Genomic DNA, 17,519 nt, shown 5'->3' on the forward strand with positions numbered 1-17,519 from the left:
CCCGGCCCGGCGCGCAACGTGACTGGACAGCCCGGCCCGGCGCGCAACGTGACTGGACAGCCCGGCCCGGCGCGCAACGTGACTGGACAGCCCGGCCCGGCGCGCAAAAAAGCCCGGGCAGCGGTACTGCCCGGGCTTTTTTGCGCGCGCCTGCTGTCGCGGTTCAGGCCGCGCGCTTCCCGGCGAAACTGCGGGTCGGGAAAAAACAGTAGAAATCTCCGTTGCCGATGCGGGCGATCCGCCGGACAACGTCGTGCCCCCGGGAAACCACGAACCTGCCGGTGCGCATGGCCAGCACCAGGCCGCAGAACCCGAACAAACCTTCAGTGAAAAACCATTGGGCTTCCATGTCGTCCTCCTCGGCCCGAAAGAGTACTCCTTCGAGCGCGCTGGTCAATACCCCTTTTCAAATTCTTTGCTTCACAAGATGAGGCGATTTTCGCTCATCCTCTTTCTCCGCCCCCTGGCCGCGCCCCGCCCTCACCGGGATTCGCCGCCCCGCGGGGCGCGCCGCGCCGCGCCTTCGCCCTGGCCGGGGCGCTGCGTCCCGCCAAAGGTCCGGGTGGGGAAAAAGCAATAAAACTCCCTGTCCCCCGAGGTCCACAGGCCCCTGATGAAGGCTCTCGACCTGGACGCCAGCCAGCCCCCCGCGCGCATGGCCAGCACCAGGACGCAGAACCCCAGCATGTACTGCGTGAAATGCCACTCGTGTTCCATTACCTCCTCCTCAACCCAATAGGCTACACTTTCCGGGAGGTTGGTCAACACCCTCGGCCAAATTCCTTCATTCACAAGCATGGGCTGATTTCGCCTATGCCCAAAACAAAAGAAGGCCCGGGAGGCTTACTCCCGGGCCCATTGGCGTCGAATGTTCGGCCCAGCGCTACGCGGCGGCCGTTTGTCCGCTACATGGCGTCGCTGGCGTCCAGCTGGTCGATCTGCTCGTCGATGGCCTTTTGCAGCTCGGCGGGCAGGCCCTCCATCTCCACGTTCAGGAAGCCGCGCACGATGGTGGAGGTGGCCTCGTCCTCGTCCAGGCCGCGCGCCTGGAGGTATTCGATTTCCTCCTGGGCGATCTTGCCCACCGCGGCCTCGTGGGACAACTCCACGCCCTCGACGTGGGCGTCCAGCTCGGGGATGGCGTGGATGCGGCCGCCGCCCAGGATCAGGCCCTTGCACTCCAGGTGCCCGCGCGCGGGCGCGCTGTGCGCGGTGATGCGCCCGGGGGCGATGATGGTGCCGCCCGTGGTCAGGGTGCGGGAGATGATCTCGCCGGCGGTGTTCTCGGCCAAGAGGTTGACCTCGGAGCCGGAGTTGATGTGCGAGCCCTTGGGGGCCACCAGCACGGAGTTGAACCTGGCGCGCGCGCCCCGGCCCACCAGGTCGATGCCCGGGTAGGATTGCAGAGTGCCCACGGGCTGCATGAGCACGTAGTTGTTCTGGAACACGCCCCCGGCCTCCACCACGCCCCGGGTGCGGGGCCTGACGGCGACCTTTTCGCTCCAGTTGTGGATCATGGTGAAGGTCAGCTTGCCGCCCTTCTTGACGTAGAACTCGGAGATGCCCAGGTGCGCGGCGGCCTCCTCGGCTCCGGACACGGCGCAGCCCGTGATCACGTGGAGCTCGCTGTCCTCCTCCACGATGATCACGTTGTGCACGTTCTGGCCCACGCCCTTGCCCTTCAAGAACAGGCAGGACTGCACGGGCTCGGGGATCTTGGCGCCCTGTTCCGTGCGCACGAAGTACCCGCCGTGCAGGTTCTCGAAAGCCGCGCGGGTGAACTCGTCCTTGTCCGGGTCGATGAGCTTCCAGAAATACTGGGACAGGCCGTCGTATTTCTTGAGGGCCTGCTTGATGTTCAGGACCTCGACCCCCGGGTTCATGCTCTTGCAGTGCACGCCGCTGTGGTTCATGTGCAGGAACTCGCCCGCCAGCTTGGAGCGGTCCACGTCCACGCCCGCCATGAGCAGCTGCCGCTTGTCCTCGGGGCTCAAGGTGCGCAGGTCCTCAATGGCGCCCTCCTCAACTCCGGAGAAGGTGTAGTCGGATAATCTGACGTTGGTGTCGCTCATTTAGGCACCCCGCGAATCGGTTACTTTGTCCAGACAACGCACACACTCCTGGTACCCGTACTTGCCCACGTGCTCCAGGATGTCCCGGGGCCGGGCCTCGCAACAGAGGTGCCCGTCGTACATGACTTGGCCGCGGTCGGCGTTGATGTAGTCCAGGATGTAGCCCGTGTGGGTGATGATCAGGCCCGAGGTGCGGTGCTCGGAGCGCAATTCCTTCATGGACCGGTCGGGCTGCGGGGCCGTGAACCCGTCCAGCAGGCGGCGCGCCACCATGCCGATGAGCTTCATGTTCTCCAGGTCCACGCCGGATTCGGGCTCGTCGAAAAGCACGAGGCTCGGCGCCTGGGACATGAGCTGCAAAAGCTCGGAGCGCTTGATCTCGCCGCCGGAGAAGCCCGCGTTGATGTCGCGGTCCAGAAAATCCGTGAAATTCACCAGGTCGGCCAGCTCGTCCACGCTGCGGTGGCCGTTGCCGCCGTGCTTGGCGCACATTTCCACCAGGTGGCGCGTCTTCAGGCCGTGGATGGTCGGCGGCCGCTGGAAGGACATGCCGATGCCCAGGCGGGCGCGCTCGTGGATGGGCGCGTGGGTGATGTCCACGCCCTTGAATTTGATGGTGCCGCCGGTGATGGTATAGTTGCCAAAACCCATGAGGGTCATGAGCAGGGTGGTCTTGCCCGAGCCGTTGGGCCCGAAGAGGATGAAGGTCTCGCCCTCCTCGATGCGCAGGTTGATGCCGCGCAGGACCTCCTTGTCGCCGATCTTCACGTGCAGGTCGTTGATATCAAGCATGTCTCGTTCCTTGTTTGTAGTGGACGGGACCACCGCCTTTGGGTTGTGCCTGTTCTCATAATCTTCCTGGCGAAAATGTCCAGGTGCGGAACCGCCAATTCATAGCAAAATAGTCAGAATTGCTTTCCCCTCTTCAAGGGCAAAAACGAGAGTTCCCGGCGTGATGGCGCATCGGCATTTCTCACAGGCCGCTCAAAAAGCGTGAGATGCGAGGAAGCGGAAAAACCCAGGACGCGCAGTGTATTGCGCATACATAAGCGGTCTGGATTTTTTCGCTGACGAAGCAGATCGCGTTTTTTCAGCGGCCGCCCGGGGGCCGCAGGCCGCGCCCGCCGGGTATGCGCCCGTCCGGGCGCACGCAGAAATAGCAGCGCCCCTTCTTGCGGAACAGGGGCAGCAGCAGCATCCCGGCCACGAAGCCACCCGCGTGCGCCCACCAGGCGATGCCCCCACCGTCCGAGCCGGCCAGGGACGCGACCCCGGAAAACAACTGCATGGCGGCCCAGATGCCCAGGAAGACCACCGCCGGAATCTCGAAAACAAAGGGGATGATGAACAGGGGCACCAGGGTCACCACGCGGGCGTGGGGATAGAGCAGGAAATAGGCCCCCATGACCCCGGCTATGGCCCCGCTGGCCCCAACCACCGGGACAGTGGAGTCCGAGTTGAACATGTAGTGCACGGCCAGGGCCGCCAAGCCGCAACAGAGGTAGAAGCCCAGGAAACGCCAGGGCCCCATGACGTCCTCGATGTTGTCCGCGAATATCCACATGGTCCACATGTTCATGATCAGGTGCAGCCAGCCGCCGTGCAGAAACATGTAGGTGATGAAGGAATAGAGCCCGAACTCCGGATATCCGGCCTGCAGGGCCATGTCCGGATGGCTGAAGCGCGCGGGCACCACGCCGAAAAGGTGGATGACGATGCCCGTGTCGCGGGTCGACAGGCTGGCGAGCCAGAGGAAAACCAGGGTGTTGGCGGCGATGAGCGCGTACACGGCCCAGGGCGTGTGCACCCGGGGTATGGAGTCGCGCAGGGGCAGCATCTAGCCGTCCCCCTCGGGGGCGGCCCACAGGGATTCCAGATGCGCGCGGGTCCTGGCCTGCCGGGTCTCGCGCCGCGCGGCCAGCTCGCGCACCAGGTCCGAGGCCTTGCGCCGCAGGGCGTCCAGGTCGCCGTCGTTGTCCACCACCAGGTCGCAGCGGGCCATCTTGTCGGCCTCGCTCCACTGCCAGGACTCCATGGCCGCGCCCACCTCCGGGGCCCAGCCGCGTCCGGCCAGGCGTTCGCGCCGCGCGGCCTCGGGCACGCGCACACCCACCACCAGATCCGTGAGCCCATCCTCGGGCCAGCCGCCCTCCAGGAGCAGCTGGACCTCGGCCACGGCGAAGACCGCGTGGCGATGCTCGCGCCAGAACTCCGCCACCCGGTGCCGCACCAGGGGATGCACCAGGTCCTGGACCTCGCGGCGCAGCGCGTCGGACTCGCACATGGCCGCGAACAGGCGGGCCTTGTCCACGGGCCGCCCGTCGGGCGCGAACTCCGGGCCGAAGCGACGGCGCATGAGCACCCAACCGTCCGCGCCCGCATCGTAGAGCCCGGCCACGCAGGCGTCGGCCGAGAACACGGGCGCGCCCGCATCGGCCAGCATGCCCGCCAGGGCGGACTTGCCGGAGCCCGGCATGCCCACCAGGCCCACGCGCTGCACGGACCGCAACAGCTCCAGGGCCAGGGTCCGGAAATCCTCGGGAGGTTCGCTGCAGAATTCCAGGCGCTCGCCCGTCAGCGGATGGACGAAGGCCAGACGCCAAGCGTGGAGCATCTGGCGCGACGCCAGGGCCGGGTCCAGGCCCGAGCCCCGCCGCCATTCGGCCTGTTCGCGCGCGCCGTACACCGCGTCGCCCAGCAGCGGATGCCCGATGTGGGCCATGTGCACGCGGATCTGGTGGGTGCGGCCGGTGTGGATGCGCACGCGCACCAGGCTCGCGGACGCGTCGGGCGCGATCCACAGCACGCGCCAGTCCGTGAGCGCCGCGCGGCCGCCCTTGTCCGTGACGGCCATGCGCGTCTTCACGCGCGGGTCGCGGCCGATGGGCGCGTCCACGCTGCCCTGGCCGCCCAGGGGCCCGGCGGGCACTCCGTGCACCAGGGCCAGATATTCCTTCTCGATCCTGCGCTCGGCGAAGTCCTCGGACAGGCGCAGGCGCGCGGCCTCGGTCAGGGCCACCAGCAGCAGCCCGGAGGTGTCCTTGTCGATGCGGTGCACGACGCCAGGGCGTTCGCCGCCCATGTCCAGGATGCCCGGGAAACGGTGCGCCAGGCGGTGCACCAGGGTGTCGTCCCCGATGCCTGGGCCGGGATGCACCACCAGCCCGGCGGGCTTGTCCACCACCACCAGGGCCTCGTCCTCGTGCACCAGGTCCAGGACCCCGGCGCGGGGCGTGAGCCCGGGGGCCGGGATGTCCAGGGCCAGTTCCAGGGCCTCGCCCCCGGCCAGCCGGAATCCGGGCTTGGCCTGGGCCCCGCCGTCCACCAGGGCCTTGCCCTCGCGGATCAGCTCCTGGACCCGCGCGCGGGACACGCCCCGCCCGGCCAGCTCCCCGGCCAGGAACGCGTCCAGCCGCGCGCCAGCCGCGCCCGGGGGCGCGTCCAGGCGGAGAACGCCGCCGGTTTCGTAATCGTCATGCATGGGATGATATCCAATCGTTTGCAATAATTAGAAAATCATTATTCGCAGGCCGTTCAAACAGTGAGATGCGAGGAAGCGGAAGCATCCGGGGCGCGCAGACCGACTAGCTGTTAGGCGAGTCTTCGAGCCTTACAGATATCGAGAGCAGAGCTGTATCGTGCATACACAAGCGGTCCGGATGGTTGCGCTGACGAAGCAGATTGCATCTTTTCAACGGCCTGCTAGGGAAGATATGCGCGCACCGCGCGAAACATGTCCTCGTAGGACAGCTTGGCGCGCAGGGCCAGGACCATGTCCACGGACAGCGCCATCTTGCGGGACGCCGTGTCCAGGATTTCGGCCTCGGCGATGTCCAGGCAGCCGCGCACGAAGCTGCGCTCGAACCCGTCCACCACCATGCCCAGGCCCTGGTTGAAGAACCGGCAGCGCCCGTTCTCGGCAAAGGGCTCCAGCCCGGCCTTGCCCTCGCGCCGGGCCCAGAGCACGTAGAACAGGAGCTTCACCAAAAGCTGCTCCGGGGACAGGGAGGGCTCCACCGTGACCACGTAGCCGTCCTTGCTCTTCTCGGCCATGCGCACCATGTCCAGGGCCATCTTGGTGGCGCTCTCCTCGGTCAGGGAAGGTTCGGCCAGGTACGCGCCCATGCGCATCAGCGCCTTGCGCGGGTTCTCGGCCGAGGCGATGACCGTGAGCGCCTCACGCATCATGGCCAGCTTGAGGCGCAGTTCGCGCACGGCCGTGTCCTGCCGCACCTGGCACAGGCGACGCAGCTCCGCGTCGGTCACTCCCGAGGAAAACATCTCCAGGAGATACTTGATGAACGGTTCCTGGGTGTTGACAACCTCTTCCTCCAGGGTCTTGGGCTGCAGCTTGGGCCCCATGACCTTGCGCAGTGACAGCCAATAGGCCGCGATGCCCTCCAGGGGCATCTCCAGGAGGTTCACGTCTCGCTGGGTCTCGTCGGTCTTCTGTTCGGTCTGGTCGCTCACAAGCCCCCCGGGCGAAGGTTGTCACTATGCGTCATTATCCATGGAAAAGAAAAGGGAATCAAGGTCCTCCCGGGATGAAGAAACCGGATGCCTGGGTATTTTCCCCAAATCCGCCTGGGAGCGGTTGCACTGGGGGCCAATGATGCTAGAATTAAGAGGTAAAAGAAAGAAATCCGCGAGAGGAAACCCGCAATGGCCGAGCAGGATACCACCCTCAAGCCCACACGCTCACTGACCGGCATCACCCCCGGGACCCAGCTCCTGGTATCCCTGGGCGGACTGGACGAACGCCTGAAGACCGTCTTCGTGGGCCTCGAAAAGGGTCGCCACTTCATGTTCCGCACCCCCAGGACGGCCCTGGGCACCAACCTCTACGACCATCTGTACACAGGCAACCGGGTGGTGGTGCGCTTTCTGCACTACGGGCACATCTGGGCCTTCGGTTCGCGCATCCAGGCCCACGTAGCCAAGCCCCATCCCCTGGTGTTCATCGACTACCCCGAGACCGTGCAGACCCACAACCTGCGCAAGGAACACCGCATCGACTGCTTCTTCCCGGCCACCCTGATGCAAGGCGAAACGCGCTGGCGGGGCATGATCCAGGACCTCTCCCGCGCGGGCTGCGCCCTGACCTACGACGCCTCGGCCCGCCCCGTGCCGCCCCAGGTGGGGGACATCGTCCACCTGCACTGCCCCCTGTTCAAGGCCGTGGACCAGGACCAGATCCGCTGCGACGTGCGCCGCGTGGAAGGCGGTCAGGACGAGCCCTTCCGCCTGGGCGTGACCTTCGCGGACCTGCCCGAACCCGTCGAGACCTGGATCGGCGATTACGTGGACCAGGCCCTGCTCGTCCTCGATCACTAGGCCTGTCGGCCGCCGTTCAAATCCGCGCGCAGGCGCTCCCCCAGCCCCCCAAAGGCCTCGTTCCGGGGCAGGCAGGCCAGGAGCCGCTCCAGGTAGCCCCGCTCCGCCAGGGCCCGGCGGCTGTGCCCGAAATTCAGATCATAGATCCAGGATAGGACCAAGAGCTTGAAATCGTTGGTGTAGCGCATATCCCGATACTCGCACAGGCTGCCAGCCAGGATCTGTTCCAGTATTTGCGGGGTGTAGGCCTCGGGGTCGTCGGCTAGGCCCAGGGTGACCACGGGATTGGCGGGCGCGCCGGGTTCCAGGTGGGACAGCATCACGGGATAGATGTCCAGTTTGTCCGCGTCGCGCACCACGCGCACGGCGAAGTCCACGTCCCCGGGCAGGTTCGGGGGCAGCAGCCGCCGGTTGTGCATCAGGATGGCGGCCAGGGCCACCTTCCTCAGGCGCGGCGAAAGCCCGTCCAGGACCCCGGCCGCGCGCGCGGCGTACAGGCTGAGGCGGCCGTGGTTCATGGACTTGCGGTCGTTGAAGGTGCCCCAGCGTTCGAACTGCGGGAAGCGCCCCATGTCGTGGTACAGGGCGGCCAGGTGCACGGCGTCCAGCAGGTCCCGGCCCGAAGCGCCGCCGCCCAGGGAAGCCGTGATGCCCAGGGCCTCGTCCAGCACGCGCAGGCTGTGGTCCAGCTTGAGGTCGATGTTCTCCCGGCCGTCGGCGATGCGGGCCCAGTGCTCCAGGGCGAAGGCCCGCAACCGTTCGCGGTGCGGGGCCAGAAATGCGTCAGTCTCCACGTTCGAGCCTCGCCAGTGCCTCGCGGTATTCGTCCGCGTCCAGTTCCCCGGCCTTGTACCGGGCGTAGATGTCCGCGGTCCGGCGTTTTCTTTCCTTGCGCTCCGCGATGTGGGCGGTGCCGAATTCCTTGGGCCGCAGGTGGCCGCCGGGCCCGAACAGCAGGCGCAGCCCCCAGGCCAGCGCCGCGAAGACCAGGGCCGTGAACAGGATGCGCAGGGCCCCGGCCAGCCAGGGGCTCGTTTCCCCGCCGAATGGCCAGCCCTCCCAGCCCGTGCGCCCCACCGCGGTCTGCACGGCCACGCCGAGCCCGAACACGTCCAACACCGCATCCACCTCCCGCGCGGGCCAAGGCCCGCGATTCCCGCCGGGCCCATCCCGGCGCGACCGAGCCTAGCCCTTTCCATCGCGGGCCTCAACCGTGTGTTGCCAAAGGGATTAGTTTTATTTATGAGCGTAAGACCATGACCGGCTTCAACAGGGGGTGTGTTGACGATGCGGTTTCTCATTGTGGACGACGAATTCGACAGTCGGCGCGTCATGCAGAAGATCCTGTATCCGTACGGCTATTGCGACGTGGCCGTGGACGGGGAAGAGGCCGTGGAGGCCTTCAGGTCCTCCCTCAAGGGGGGGGAGCCCTATGATCTCGTCTGCCTGGACATCATCATGCCCAACGTGGACGGCCAGCAGGCCCTGCGCGAGATTCGGGAGATCGAGACCGAAATGGGCGTACCCGACGAACAGCGCGTCAAGGCCGTGATGATCTCGGCCCTGGACGACACCAAGGAGTTGCACGACGCCTTCTTCCTGGGCGAGGCCACGTCCTATCTGGTCAAGCCCATCCGCAAGAAGACCCTGCTCAACGAGATCAGGAACCTGGGCATCGCCCTGGAGGAAAAGGACGCCGACTGAACCCGGCGTCCTGTGGCCCAACCGGCCGAGTCCACAGGGGAAAGGCCCGATCTTGCCGTTAAAGCCGGAAAGGTTTATTTCCGGCTTTTTCCATGCCAGGATATGGCCGGTTCAGACGAGAAAACCACACCGCCGCCCTGTGGGCGACGCGTCTACCCAAGGAGAAGCACAGTGACTCCCAAGGACTTGAAGTACTCCAAGACCCATGAATGGGTCCGCCTGGAAGGCGACGAGGCCACCGTCGGCATCACCCACTTCGCCCAGGAGCAGTTGGGCGACCTGACCTACGTGGAGTTGCCCGAGGTGGGCGACACCTTCGAGGCCGGGGAGGAGATGGGCTCCGTGGAGTCCGTGAAGGCCGCCAGCGAAATCTACGCCCCGGTCAGCGGCGAGATCGTGGCCGTGAACGAGGCCTTGGAGGACGCCCCCGAGACCGTGAACCAGGCCCCCTACGGGGACGGCTGGCTGGTGCGTTTCAAGGTCTCCGGCGGCGTGGACGCCCTTCTGGACGCCGCCGCCTACGAAGAGGTCATGGCCTCCGAGGCCCACTAGCACCCCTTTTTCCCCCGCCGCGGCCCCGGCGCGCCCCTCCCGGGCGCTCCGGGCCCGGCCTTTGGACGCGCCGGGCCCAAGGCGGCCCGTCCCGCCAACACAACCACAGGAGCCGGACGCAATGCCGTACGTTCCCCACACCGAGGAGGAAACCCGGCGCATGCTCGAGACCGTGGGCGTCACGTCCATGGAAGAGCTGTTCGCCGACATTCCCCCGGAACTCCGCCCCAAAAGTTTCGACATCCCCCAGGGCCTCTCCGAGATGGAGGTCATGACGCGCATGGAGCGCCTGGCCGCCAAGAACAAGGTGGACGTGGTCAGCTTCCTGGGCGCGGGATTCTACGACCACCACATCCCCGCGGCCGTGGACGCCTTGACGGGACGGGGCGAGTTCTACACCGCCTACACCCCGTACCAGCCCGAGGCCTCCCAGGGCACCCTGCAGGCCATCTTCGAGTACCAGACCGCCATCTGCCGCCTGCTGGACATGGATTGCTCCAACGCCAGCGTGTACGACGGCGGGTCGGCCCTCTTCGAGGCCATGATGATGGGCGTGCGCGCGTCCAAGAAGCGCAGCAAGCTGGTGGTCAGCGAGGCCCTCTCGCCCATCTACCGCATCATGCTCGACTCCTACACCTCGAACCTGAACCTGACCCTGGTCACCGTGCCCCACAAGGACGGCTCCACGGACCTCGCGGCGTTGAAGGCCGCTGTGGACGAGGACACCGCCGCCGTGGTGGTCCAGAACCCCAACTTCTTCGGTCAGGCCAACGATTTCACGGAGCTCTTCGAGCACGCCAGGGCCATGAAGGCCGCGAGCGTCGTCAGCGTCTACCCGCTGATGCAGTCGGTGCTCAAGACCCCCGGGGAGATGGGCGCGGACATCGCCGTGGCCGAGGCCCAGAGCCTGGGCCAGCCCCTGTCCTTCGGCGGGCCGTACCTGGGCGTCATGGCCTGCACCAAGAAGATGGTGCGCCAGCTGCCCGGGCGCATCGTGGGCCGCACCGTGGACACCGAGGGCCGCACGGGCTACGTGCTGACCCTCCAGGCCCGGGAGCAGCACATCCGCCGCCAGAAGGCCACGTCCAACATCTGCTCCAACCAGGCGCTCTGCGCCCTGCGCACCCTGGTGCACATGAGCCTCCTCGGCCCCTCGGGCCTGGAGCAGACCGCCGTGCGCTGCATGGAGTTGGCCCACTACGCGGCCGAGCGCCTGACCGCCCTGCCCGGGGTCTCGCTGCTCACGGACGGGCCCTTCTGCAACGAGTTCGCCGTGCGCCTGCCCGTGCCCGCCTTCGACGTGGTGGACGCCCTCACCGAGCGCGGCTACGTGCCGGGCTTCCCCCTGGGCCGCTACTACGAGGGCCTTCAGGACTGCCTGCTGGTGGCCTGCACCGAACGCCACACCCGCGAGGACATCGGCGTGATGGCCGAAATGCTGGGAGGTCTCTTGAGATGAAGACGATGTTCGAAAAATCCGTGCCCTGCCGCAAGGGCGTGTGCAACGGGCTGACCGGCTCCCGCGCCGCTGACTTCCTGCCCGCCGGGATGCTCCGCTCCTCGCGCGCCAGGCTGCCCGAGCTGGGCGAGCTGGACGTGGTACGCCACTTCACCGAGCTTTCGCGCCGCAACTTCGGCGTGGACGGGAATTTCTATCCCCTGGGCTCGTGCACCATGAAATACAACCCCAAGTTCACGGAGAACGTGGCCGCCCTGCCCGGGTTCACCCGGCTGCACCCGCTCATGGCCCAGCTCAAGGGCGCGGGCCACTTCACCCAGGGCGCCCTGGGAGCCATGTACGACATGGAGCACCTGCTCTGCGAGATCACGGGCATGGCGGGCTTCACCCTGCACCCCATGGCCGGGGCCCACGGCGAGCTCACCGGGGCCATGGTCATCGCCGCCTACCACAAGGACAAGGGCAACAAGAAGACCAAGGTCATCGTGCCCGACTCGGCCCACGGCACCAACCCGGCCTCGGCCGCCATCGCGGGCTTCGACGTGGTCTCCATCGACTCCAAGGACGGCATGGTGGACCCCGAGGCCCTGCGCGCCGCCCTGGACGACGAGGTGGCCGCGGTGATGATGACCTGCCCCAACACGCTGGGGCTGTTCGAGAAGCACCTGCCCGAGATCGTGGAGATGATCCACGCCGTGGACGCCCTGCTCTACTACGACGGCGCGAACATGAACGCCATCATGGGCAAGATGCGCGTGGGCGACGCGGGCTTCGACGTGGTGCACCTGAACCTGCACAAGACCATGGGCACGCCCCACGGCGGCGGCGGCCCGGGCTCCGGCCCGGTGGGCGTGTGCGAAAAGCTCATGCCCTACCTGCCCATCTCGCGGGTCAAACGCCTGGATGACGGGCGCTTCGTGCTGGACTACGCCCATCCCAAGTCCATCGGCTACATGGCCCCGTTCTACGGAAACTTCGGCGTGATGCTCAAGGCCTACGCCTACGTGCTGCGCCTGGGCAAGGAAGGCCTCGCGCGGGCCAGCGAGAACGCCGTGCTGGCGGCCAACTACATGCGCAAGCGCCTGGAGGGCGTGCTGGAAGTCCCCTTCGACCGCATCTGCATGCATGAGTTCGTGGCCTCGGCCGTGGGCGACAAGCTGAACGGCGTGCGCGCCCTGGACATCGCCAAGGCGCTCCTGGACAAGGGCCACCACGCGCCCACCATCTACTTCCCGCTCATCGTCAAGGAATGCCTGATGTTCGAGCCCACGGAAACGGAATCCAAAGACACGCTGGACGGCTTTCTGGACGACCTCATCGAGATCGTGGAGCGCGCGGCCACGGACCCCGAGTCCGTGATGGCCGCCCCCGTGACCCTGCCCGTGACCAGGCTGGACGAAACCAAGGCCGCCAGGGAGATGGTGCTCACCGATGACTGCGGGTGCTAAGTACGACCTCGTGGTCCTGGGCGGCGGCCCCGGCGGGCTGGACTGCGCCCTGGAGGGCGCGCGCCTGGGCCTGTCCACGGCCCTGGTGGAGCGCGGGCACCTGGGGGGCACCTGCCTGAACAGGGGCTGCATCCCCACCAAGCTCTTCCTGGGGGCCACGGACTGCGTGCACGAGCTGGCGGCCCAGGCCAAGCTCAAAATCGCCTCGGGCGACATCGGCGTGGACCTGCCCGCCCTGCAAAAGCGCAAGGAACAAATCCTCTCGGGCCTGCGCAAGGCCCAGGAAACGCGCCTGGCCCAGGCTGGCGTGGCCCTGGTGCATGGCAGCGGACGGCTGGCCGCGCCGGGCCTCCTGGCCGTGGACACGGACCAGGGCGTCGCGGAACTGGCCTGCGGCCGCCTGGTGGTGGCCACGGGCTCGCGGCCCACGGCCTTCCCGGGCATGACGCCCGACGGGGACCGGGTGCTGGACTCCGACGGCATCCTTGATCTCCAGGAGGCCCCGGAAAGCCTGATCATCGTGGGCGGCGGGGTCATCGGCCTGGAGCTGGGGCGCTTCTTCTCGCGCCTGGGCGCGGCCGTGACCGTGGTGGAGGCCCTGGAGCGCGTGGCGCCCTTCGAGGACCCCGAGGTTTCCAAGACCATCGCCCAGCTGGCCAAGCGCGAAAAGTGGAAGATCCTCACGGGCAAACGCGTGCAAAGCTTGGCGACGCGGGACGGCCAGGCCCTGCTGACCATGGAGGACGGCGAAACCCTCTCCGCCTCCCTGGCCCTGGTGGCCACGGGGCGCGGCCCCCTGACCGCCGGGCTGGGCCTGGAGGACGCGGGCGCGGTCCTGGACAGGCGCGGGTTCGTGCAGGTGGACGAGCACCTGGAGGCCGCTCCGGGCATCTCCTGCGTGGGCGACGCCAACGGCAAGGCCATGCTGGCCCACGCCGCCTCCCACCAGGGGCTCTACGCGGCGCGGCGCGCGGCGGGCGAAACCGACGCCCCCTACACCCCGGGCCCCATGCCCTGGTGCATCTACGGCGCGCCGGAGTCCATCCGCGTGGGCCAGATGCCCGGGGAGCTCAAGGACGCCGGAGTGGCGACGGAAGTCTCCACGGCCCAGCTGGCCGCCAATCCCATCGCCCAGGCCCACGCCTCGGCCCAGGGTTTCGTGAAGGCGGTCTGGGCCGACGGGCGCGTGGCGGGCATCACGGCGGTGGGCCACGGCGTCACGCACCTGGTGACCCAGGCGACCCTCGTGGTGGCCCAGGCCTGGAGCCCCGAGGACGCCGATAAAATCATCTGGGCCCACCCGACCCTGGACGAATCCCTGCTCGCGGCCCTGACCGCCGAGCGCATCCCGGCCTGAGGCCGGAACCGGACGATATGGATTTCAGCATCACCGATCTCATCGACATGGACCCCCAGGACTCCCCCGGCCCCCTGGAGGCCGTGCAGCCCATCGTCCTGGCCTCCGGCTCGCCCCGGCGCAAGGAAATGCTCGCGGCCCTGGGCCTGGAATTCGAGGTCCTGCCCAGCTCCGAGGACGAACCCCTGCCCGACGCGGACGAGGACCCGGACGAATTCGCGCGCCGCGCGGCCCTGGCCAAGGGCCTGGCCGTCGTCAGGCAGCGGCCCGAAGCCGTGGTCATCAGCTCGGACACCGTGGTGGTCCTGGACCGCGAGATCATGGGCAAGCCCGAGAACCCGGACCAGGCCATCCTGATGCTCACCCGCCTGGTGGGCACCACCCACCGCGTGGTTTCGGGCTGCGCCGTGTTCCCGCCCACGGGCGCGCCGGAGCTGTTCTCCGTGTCCACGGACGTGACCATGGGCCCGCAGCCCCTGGAGGTGCTCCTGGCCTACGTGGCCACGGGCGAGCCCATGGACAAGGCCGGAGCCTACGCCATCCAGGGCCAGGGCGGCTTTCTGGTGGAAACCATTTCCGGGTCCTACAACAACGTGGTGGGCCTGCCCCTGCACCGCCTGGTGGAGACACTTTTCCGCCTGCGCGCGGTGCGCCCCCGCGGCTGACCCCGCCTTGCCAAGGCCGCGCCCGGAGCGTAGTTCTCGAAGCGCGCCCCAACCAGGAGACCCGACCATGACCGACAACACACACAGCGGCGCGGACCGCCTGGCCGCCTTTTTCGCCACCCTGGGCCCCGTGGGGCACCTGCCCAAGGGGCCCGGCACCTGGGGCTCGGCGGCGGCCGTGGTCACCGCGCCGTTTCTTTTCCTGCCCCACTCGCCCCTGACCAGGACCCTGATCCTCTGCGCCCTGTTCGTGGTCGGCTCCCTGGCCTCCACGCGCGCCGAGGCCGTGTTCGGGAAAAAGGACCCCGGATGCGTGGTCATCGACGAGGTCCTGGGCCAGTGGCTGACCTACCTGCCCTTCTCCATCCTGCCCACCTGGCAGGTGCTGGCGGGGTTCCTGTTCTTCCGGATATTCGACATCGCCAAGCCCTTCCCCATCCGTCGCGCCGAGAACTGGCTGCCCGGGGGCTGGGGCGTGATGATCGACGACGCCGTGGCAGGCGTGTACGCGGCCGCCGCCCTGTGGGCCGCGCGCTGGGCCTTCGTGAACTGGGTGGCCGTGCACGCCGGCGGCATGTAGGGCACCTAAGAAACGAGACGGCATGGATCCGCGCCGCGCGCCACGTCCCCACCAGGGACGGCTACGACCTCTGATCCCCGCACTACGACGCCGAAGACAATCCCATGGTCGACCTGGACGCCCTGGTGGTGCCCAAACTTCTGGGTCCCATGAACGGCCTTCACGTCGTGGACCTGGTCTACGGCACGGGCCGCAACCTGCCCCTGCTGGCCAGGGGCGGCAAAGGGTCCTGGTCCTGGGCCTGGCGGCGCGCTGAGCCCCCTTTCAGACGCAAAAAACGCCGCGCGGCATGCCGCGCGGCGTTCGTTTCTTACAGCTGGGGTCCGGGTCTACTTGAAGACCTTGAACTCGTCGCGGCGGTTCTTGGCCCAGGCGGTCTCGTTGTGGCCGCCGTCCACGGCGCGCTCTTCGCCGAAGGAGACGATCTTCAGGCGGGAGGAAGGCACGCCCAGAACAACCAGGAACTCGTAGGCGGCGCGCGCACGGCGCTCGCCCAGGGCCAGGTTGTACTCCTCGGTGCCGCGCTCGTCGCAGTGGCCCTCGATGAGCATCTTCCAGGAAGCGTACTTCTTGAGGATGGCCGCCTTGGCCTTGAGCACGTCCTTGGCCTCGGCCTTGAGATCGTACTTGTCGAAGTCGAAGAAAATCTTGTTGGCGGTAAGCTCCGTCTCGGCCTTCTGCATGGCGGCCTTCTCGGCCGCGGCCTGGGCGGAATCAGCGCCCTTGGGCTCGGGCGTCGTGAAGGACACGCCCTGCCCCTCGGTGCCGGAGGTCTGCTTCTTGGCGCAACCGGTGGCCAGCATCAACGTCAGGGCCATAAGCATGGCCATTCCCAGCAAGACCTTGTTTTTCATCATGTCCTCCTCGCACATAGTCTTGAAAAAATATCACTTCCAACGAGTTGTCGGAAAAATCCTTCACCGCCGCAGGTCGAACTAGCTTGCAATCCTAGCGCGCCATGCATTGAAAATCAATATAATACGGAGCGTTTTTTGACCAGTGACAATGTGGCGAAAACCTCCCGAAACTTACAACCGGGGTCCGAAGGCCGGAAACGTCGCCGCGCCCTTGCCCGTGTCCAGCACCCGGGGCTCGTCCCCGTGGCGCGTGGTCAGGTACAACCGGTACCGCCCGCTGCGGTTGGAGGAGAACACCAGGAAATAGCCGTCGGGCGAAAACGCGGGTTCCTCGTCGTTGCCCGGGCCGAAGGTGATCTGCCGCTCGCGCCCGGTGTCCACGTCCATGACGAAGATGCGGTGCCCGTGCTTGGTGCGGCGGGAGAAGACCACCAGCTTGCCGTCCGGGGACAGGCTCGGGCTGGTGTTGTACTTCCCTTCCGTGGTCAGGCGGCGCTCCTTGCCCGTAGCCAGGTCCTTGATGAAGATCTGCGGGTTGCCCTGGCGGTCGGAGACGAAGGCCATGCGCGCCCCGTCGGCGGAAAAGGACGGCGAGACGTCGATGGCCCAGGACTTGACCAGGGTTTCCTTGATACGCGTCAGGTCGCGGGTCAGGCGGAATATCTCCATGTTGCCCCGGGACAGGGCCACGGCCACTGTGCCGTCGGGGGCGAAGTCCGCACCGCCGATGGTGGTGCCGGGCAACTTGGTGCGGAAAATGCGGTTGTTGGGCTTGTCCCACACGCCGAGCGTGTGGCTGCTCTCCCCGTGGTGGGCGAAGGCCAGGTAGCGCCCGTCCGGGGACCAGGCCGGGCTCACGCTGGAGCCGCCGAAGAACGTGATCTGCCGCCGCTCGCGGCCCTGGGGGGTCATGGACCAGATCTCGCGGTCGTTGCCCCGGCCGTCGCGGGTGAACGCCAGCACCGAGCGGAAGAACTCGCCGTGGCCGGTCAGCGCCTCCATGAAATTGGCGCAGAACATGTCCGCGGCCCGGGCCAGGCTCTCGGGGGCCACGCGGTAGGCCTTGCCCACCACCAGGCGGCCGGAGAAGGCCTCGTACACCCGGATCTCCACCCGGGGGGAGGCGCCTGCCTCCGCGCGCCAGCCCGTGGTCAGCACCAGGTCGACCTTGGAGATCTGGAAACGGCGCAGGTCCACCTCGGCGGCCGTGACCCCGGGGAAGGCCGTGCCGCCCAGCACCTCCTTGGACGGGACCAGGCGCAGGAAGGGCAGGAGGTCGAGGTCCTCCAGCAGATATTTCTCGAATTCCCCGGCCAGGGCCGGAGTCGGCGCGCGGGGAACGAGGCTCACGGCGTCGGCCAGGGTCATGTTCACCCGGCTCTGGCCGGGGCCGAAGATGTCTATGGTCAGGGCCTCGGCGGCCAGGCCGGGGCCGGAGGCCAGGGCCAGGGCGCACAGCGCCGCGCAAAGGATCGCAGTCAGTCTTCGCAT

Annotated in this window: 19 protein-coding genes; 8 read left to right on the forward strand and 11 right to left on the reverse strand. The window is 67.4% G+C overall.

Annotated features, from left to right (window positions below; all coding sequences use genetic code 11):
* Positions 1–163 precede the first annotated feature (163 nt).
* The 7 genes from ACYYG1_RS12775 to ACYYG1_RS12805 all read right to left on the reverse strand — a co-directional run bounded on the left by ACYYG1_RS12775 (position 164) and on the right by ACYYG1_RS12805 (position 6,542).
* Entirely contained in the window at positions 164–349 is a 186-nt protein-coding gene (locus ACYYG1_RS12775) for a hypothetical protein (protein WP_461210708.1), read from the reverse strand.
* A gap of 131 nt (positions 350–480) precedes the next feature.
* Entirely contained in the window at positions 481–717 is a 237-nt protein-coding gene (locus ACYYG1_RS12780; protein WP_461210709.1) for a hypothetical protein, read from the reverse strand.
* 188 nt (positions 718–905) lie between these two features.
* Positions 906–2,072, reverse strand: a complete 1,167-nt coding sequence (locus ACYYG1_RS12785; protein ID WP_461210710.1) for a SufB/SufD family protein — start codon at positions 2,070–2,072, stop codon at positions 906–908.
* Positions 2,073–2,864: an ABC transporter ATP-binding protein gene (locus ACYYG1_RS12790; protein WP_461210711.1), complete on the reverse strand. Its 792-nt coding sequence runs from the start codon at positions 2,862–2,864 to the stop codon at positions 2,073–2,075.
* A 298-nt stretch (positions 2,865–3,162) separates the two neighbouring features.
* A complete protein-coding gene (locus tag ACYYG1_RS12795; RefSeq protein WP_461210712.1) occupies positions 3,163–3,909 on the reverse strand; it encodes a rhomboid family intramembrane serine protease in 747 nt (248 codons plus the stop codon).
* The gene (locus tag ACYYG1_RS12800) at positions 3,910–5,553 is read right to left on the reverse strand and encodes a dephospho-CoA kinase (RefSeq protein ID WP_461210713.1); all 1,644 of its coding nucleotides are present in this window, start codon (positions 5,551–5,553) and stop codon (positions 3,910–3,912) included.
* A 221-nt stretch (positions 5,554–5,774) separates the two neighbouring features.
* Positions 5,775–6,542: a MotA/TolQ/ExbB proton channel family protein gene (locus ACYYG1_RS12805; RefSeq protein ID WP_461210714.1), complete on the reverse strand. Its 768-nt coding sequence runs from the start codon at positions 6,540–6,542 to the stop codon at positions 5,775–5,777.
* Between the two features lie 192 nt (positions 6,543–6,734).
* Here ACYYG1_RS12805 and ACYYG1_RS12810 point away from each other — a divergent pair, with 192 nt between their 5' ends.
* Positions 6,735–7,406, forward strand: a complete 672-nt coding sequence (locus ACYYG1_RS12810; RefSeq protein ID WP_461210715.1) for a flagellar brake protein — start codon at positions 6,735–6,737, stop codon at positions 7,404–7,406.
* On the opposite strand, the gene ACYYG1_RS12815 is transcribed toward ACYYG1_RS12810, so the two are convergent.
* Together ACYYG1_RS12815 and ACYYG1_RS12820 are read right to left on the reverse strand one after the other, a co-directional pair.
* Complete coding sequence (locus ACYYG1_RS12815; protein WP_461210716.1) at positions 7,403–8,200, reverse strand: HD domain-containing protein; 798 nt, start codon at positions 8,198–8,200, stop codon at positions 7,403–7,405. The genes ACYYG1_RS12810 and ACYYG1_RS12815 overlap by 4 nt on opposite strands.
* Entirely contained in the window at positions 8,190–8,525 is a 336-nt protein-coding gene (locus ACYYG1_RS12820; RefSeq protein ID WP_461210717.1) for an SHOCT domain-containing protein, read from the reverse strand. The genes ACYYG1_RS12815 and ACYYG1_RS12820 overlap by 11 nt, the downstream gene beginning before the upstream one ends.
* 168 nt (positions 8,526–8,693) lie before the next feature.
* Between ACYYG1_RS12820 and ACYYG1_RS12825 the strand changes: the two genes are divergently transcribed.
* The 7 genes from ACYYG1_RS12825 to ACYYG1_RS12855 all read left to right on the forward strand — a co-directional run bounded on the left by ACYYG1_RS12825 (position 8,694) and on the right by ACYYG1_RS12855 (position 15,171).
* Positions 8,694–9,110 carry a response regulator gene (locus ACYYG1_RS12825; protein ID WP_461210718.1) on the forward strand — a complete coding sequence of 139 codons (417 nt, stop codon included), beginning with the start codon at positions 8,694–8,696 and terminating at the stop codon, positions 9,108–9,110.
* A 171-nt stretch (positions 9,111–9,281) separates the two neighbouring features.
* Entirely contained in the window at positions 9,282–9,662 is a 381-nt protein-coding gene (gene gcvH, locus ACYYG1_RS12830) for a glycine cleavage system protein GcvH (RefSeq protein ID WP_461210719.1), read from the forward strand.
* Positions 9,663–9,783: 121 nt separating this feature from the next.
* Entirely contained in the window at positions 9,784–11,121 is a 1,338-nt protein-coding gene (gcvPA, locus tag ACYYG1_RS12835) for an aminomethyl-transferring glycine dehydrogenase subunit GcvPA (protein ID WP_461210720.1), read from the forward strand.
* The gene (gene gcvPB, locus ACYYG1_RS12840; protein ID WP_461210721.1) at positions 11,118–12,569 is read left to right on the forward strand and encodes an aminomethyl-transferring glycine dehydrogenase subunit GcvPB; all 1,452 of its coding nucleotides are present in this window, start codon (positions 11,118–11,120) and stop codon (positions 12,567–12,569) included. Before gcvPA ends, gcvPB begins: the two co-directional genes overlap by 4 nt.
* Positions 12,553–13,926 (forward strand): dihydrolipoyl dehydrogenase family protein, encoded by a 1,374-nt coding sequence (locus tag ACYYG1_RS12845; RefSeq protein WP_461210722.1) that lies wholly within the window; start codon positions 12,553–12,555, stop codon positions 13,924–13,926. The genes gcvPB and ACYYG1_RS12845 overlap by 17 nt, the downstream gene beginning before the upstream one ends.
* Positions 13,927–13,943: 17 nt before the next feature.
* Entirely contained in the window at positions 13,944–14,591 is a 648-nt protein-coding gene (locus tag ACYYG1_RS12850; protein ID WP_461210723.1) for a Maf family protein, read from the forward strand.
* A gap of 67 nt (positions 14,592–14,658) precedes the next feature.
* Positions 14,659–15,171 (forward strand): phosphatidylglycerophosphatase A family protein, encoded by a 513-nt coding sequence (locus ACYYG1_RS12855; protein WP_461210724.1) that lies wholly within the window; start codon positions 14,659–14,661, stop codon positions 15,169–15,171.
* 329 nt (positions 15,172–15,500) lie between these two features.
* On the opposite strand, the gene pal is transcribed toward ACYYG1_RS12855, so the two are convergent.
* Positions 15,501–16,028, reverse strand: a complete 528-nt coding sequence (gene pal / locus ACYYG1_RS12860) for a peptidoglycan-associated lipoprotein Pal (protein ID WP_461210725.1) — start codon at positions 16,026–16,028, stop codon at positions 15,501–15,503.
* A gap of 171 nt (positions 16,029–16,199) precedes the next feature.
* Positions 16,200–17,519 carry a translocation protein TolB gene (locus ACYYG1_RS12865; RefSeq protein WP_461210726.1) on the reverse strand — a complete coding sequence of 440 codons (1,320 nt, stop codon included), beginning with the start codon at positions 17,517–17,519 and terminating at the stop codon, positions 16,200–16,202.

The sequence above is a fragment of the Desulfocurvus sp. DL1XJH-121 genome (assembly GCF_054819825.1).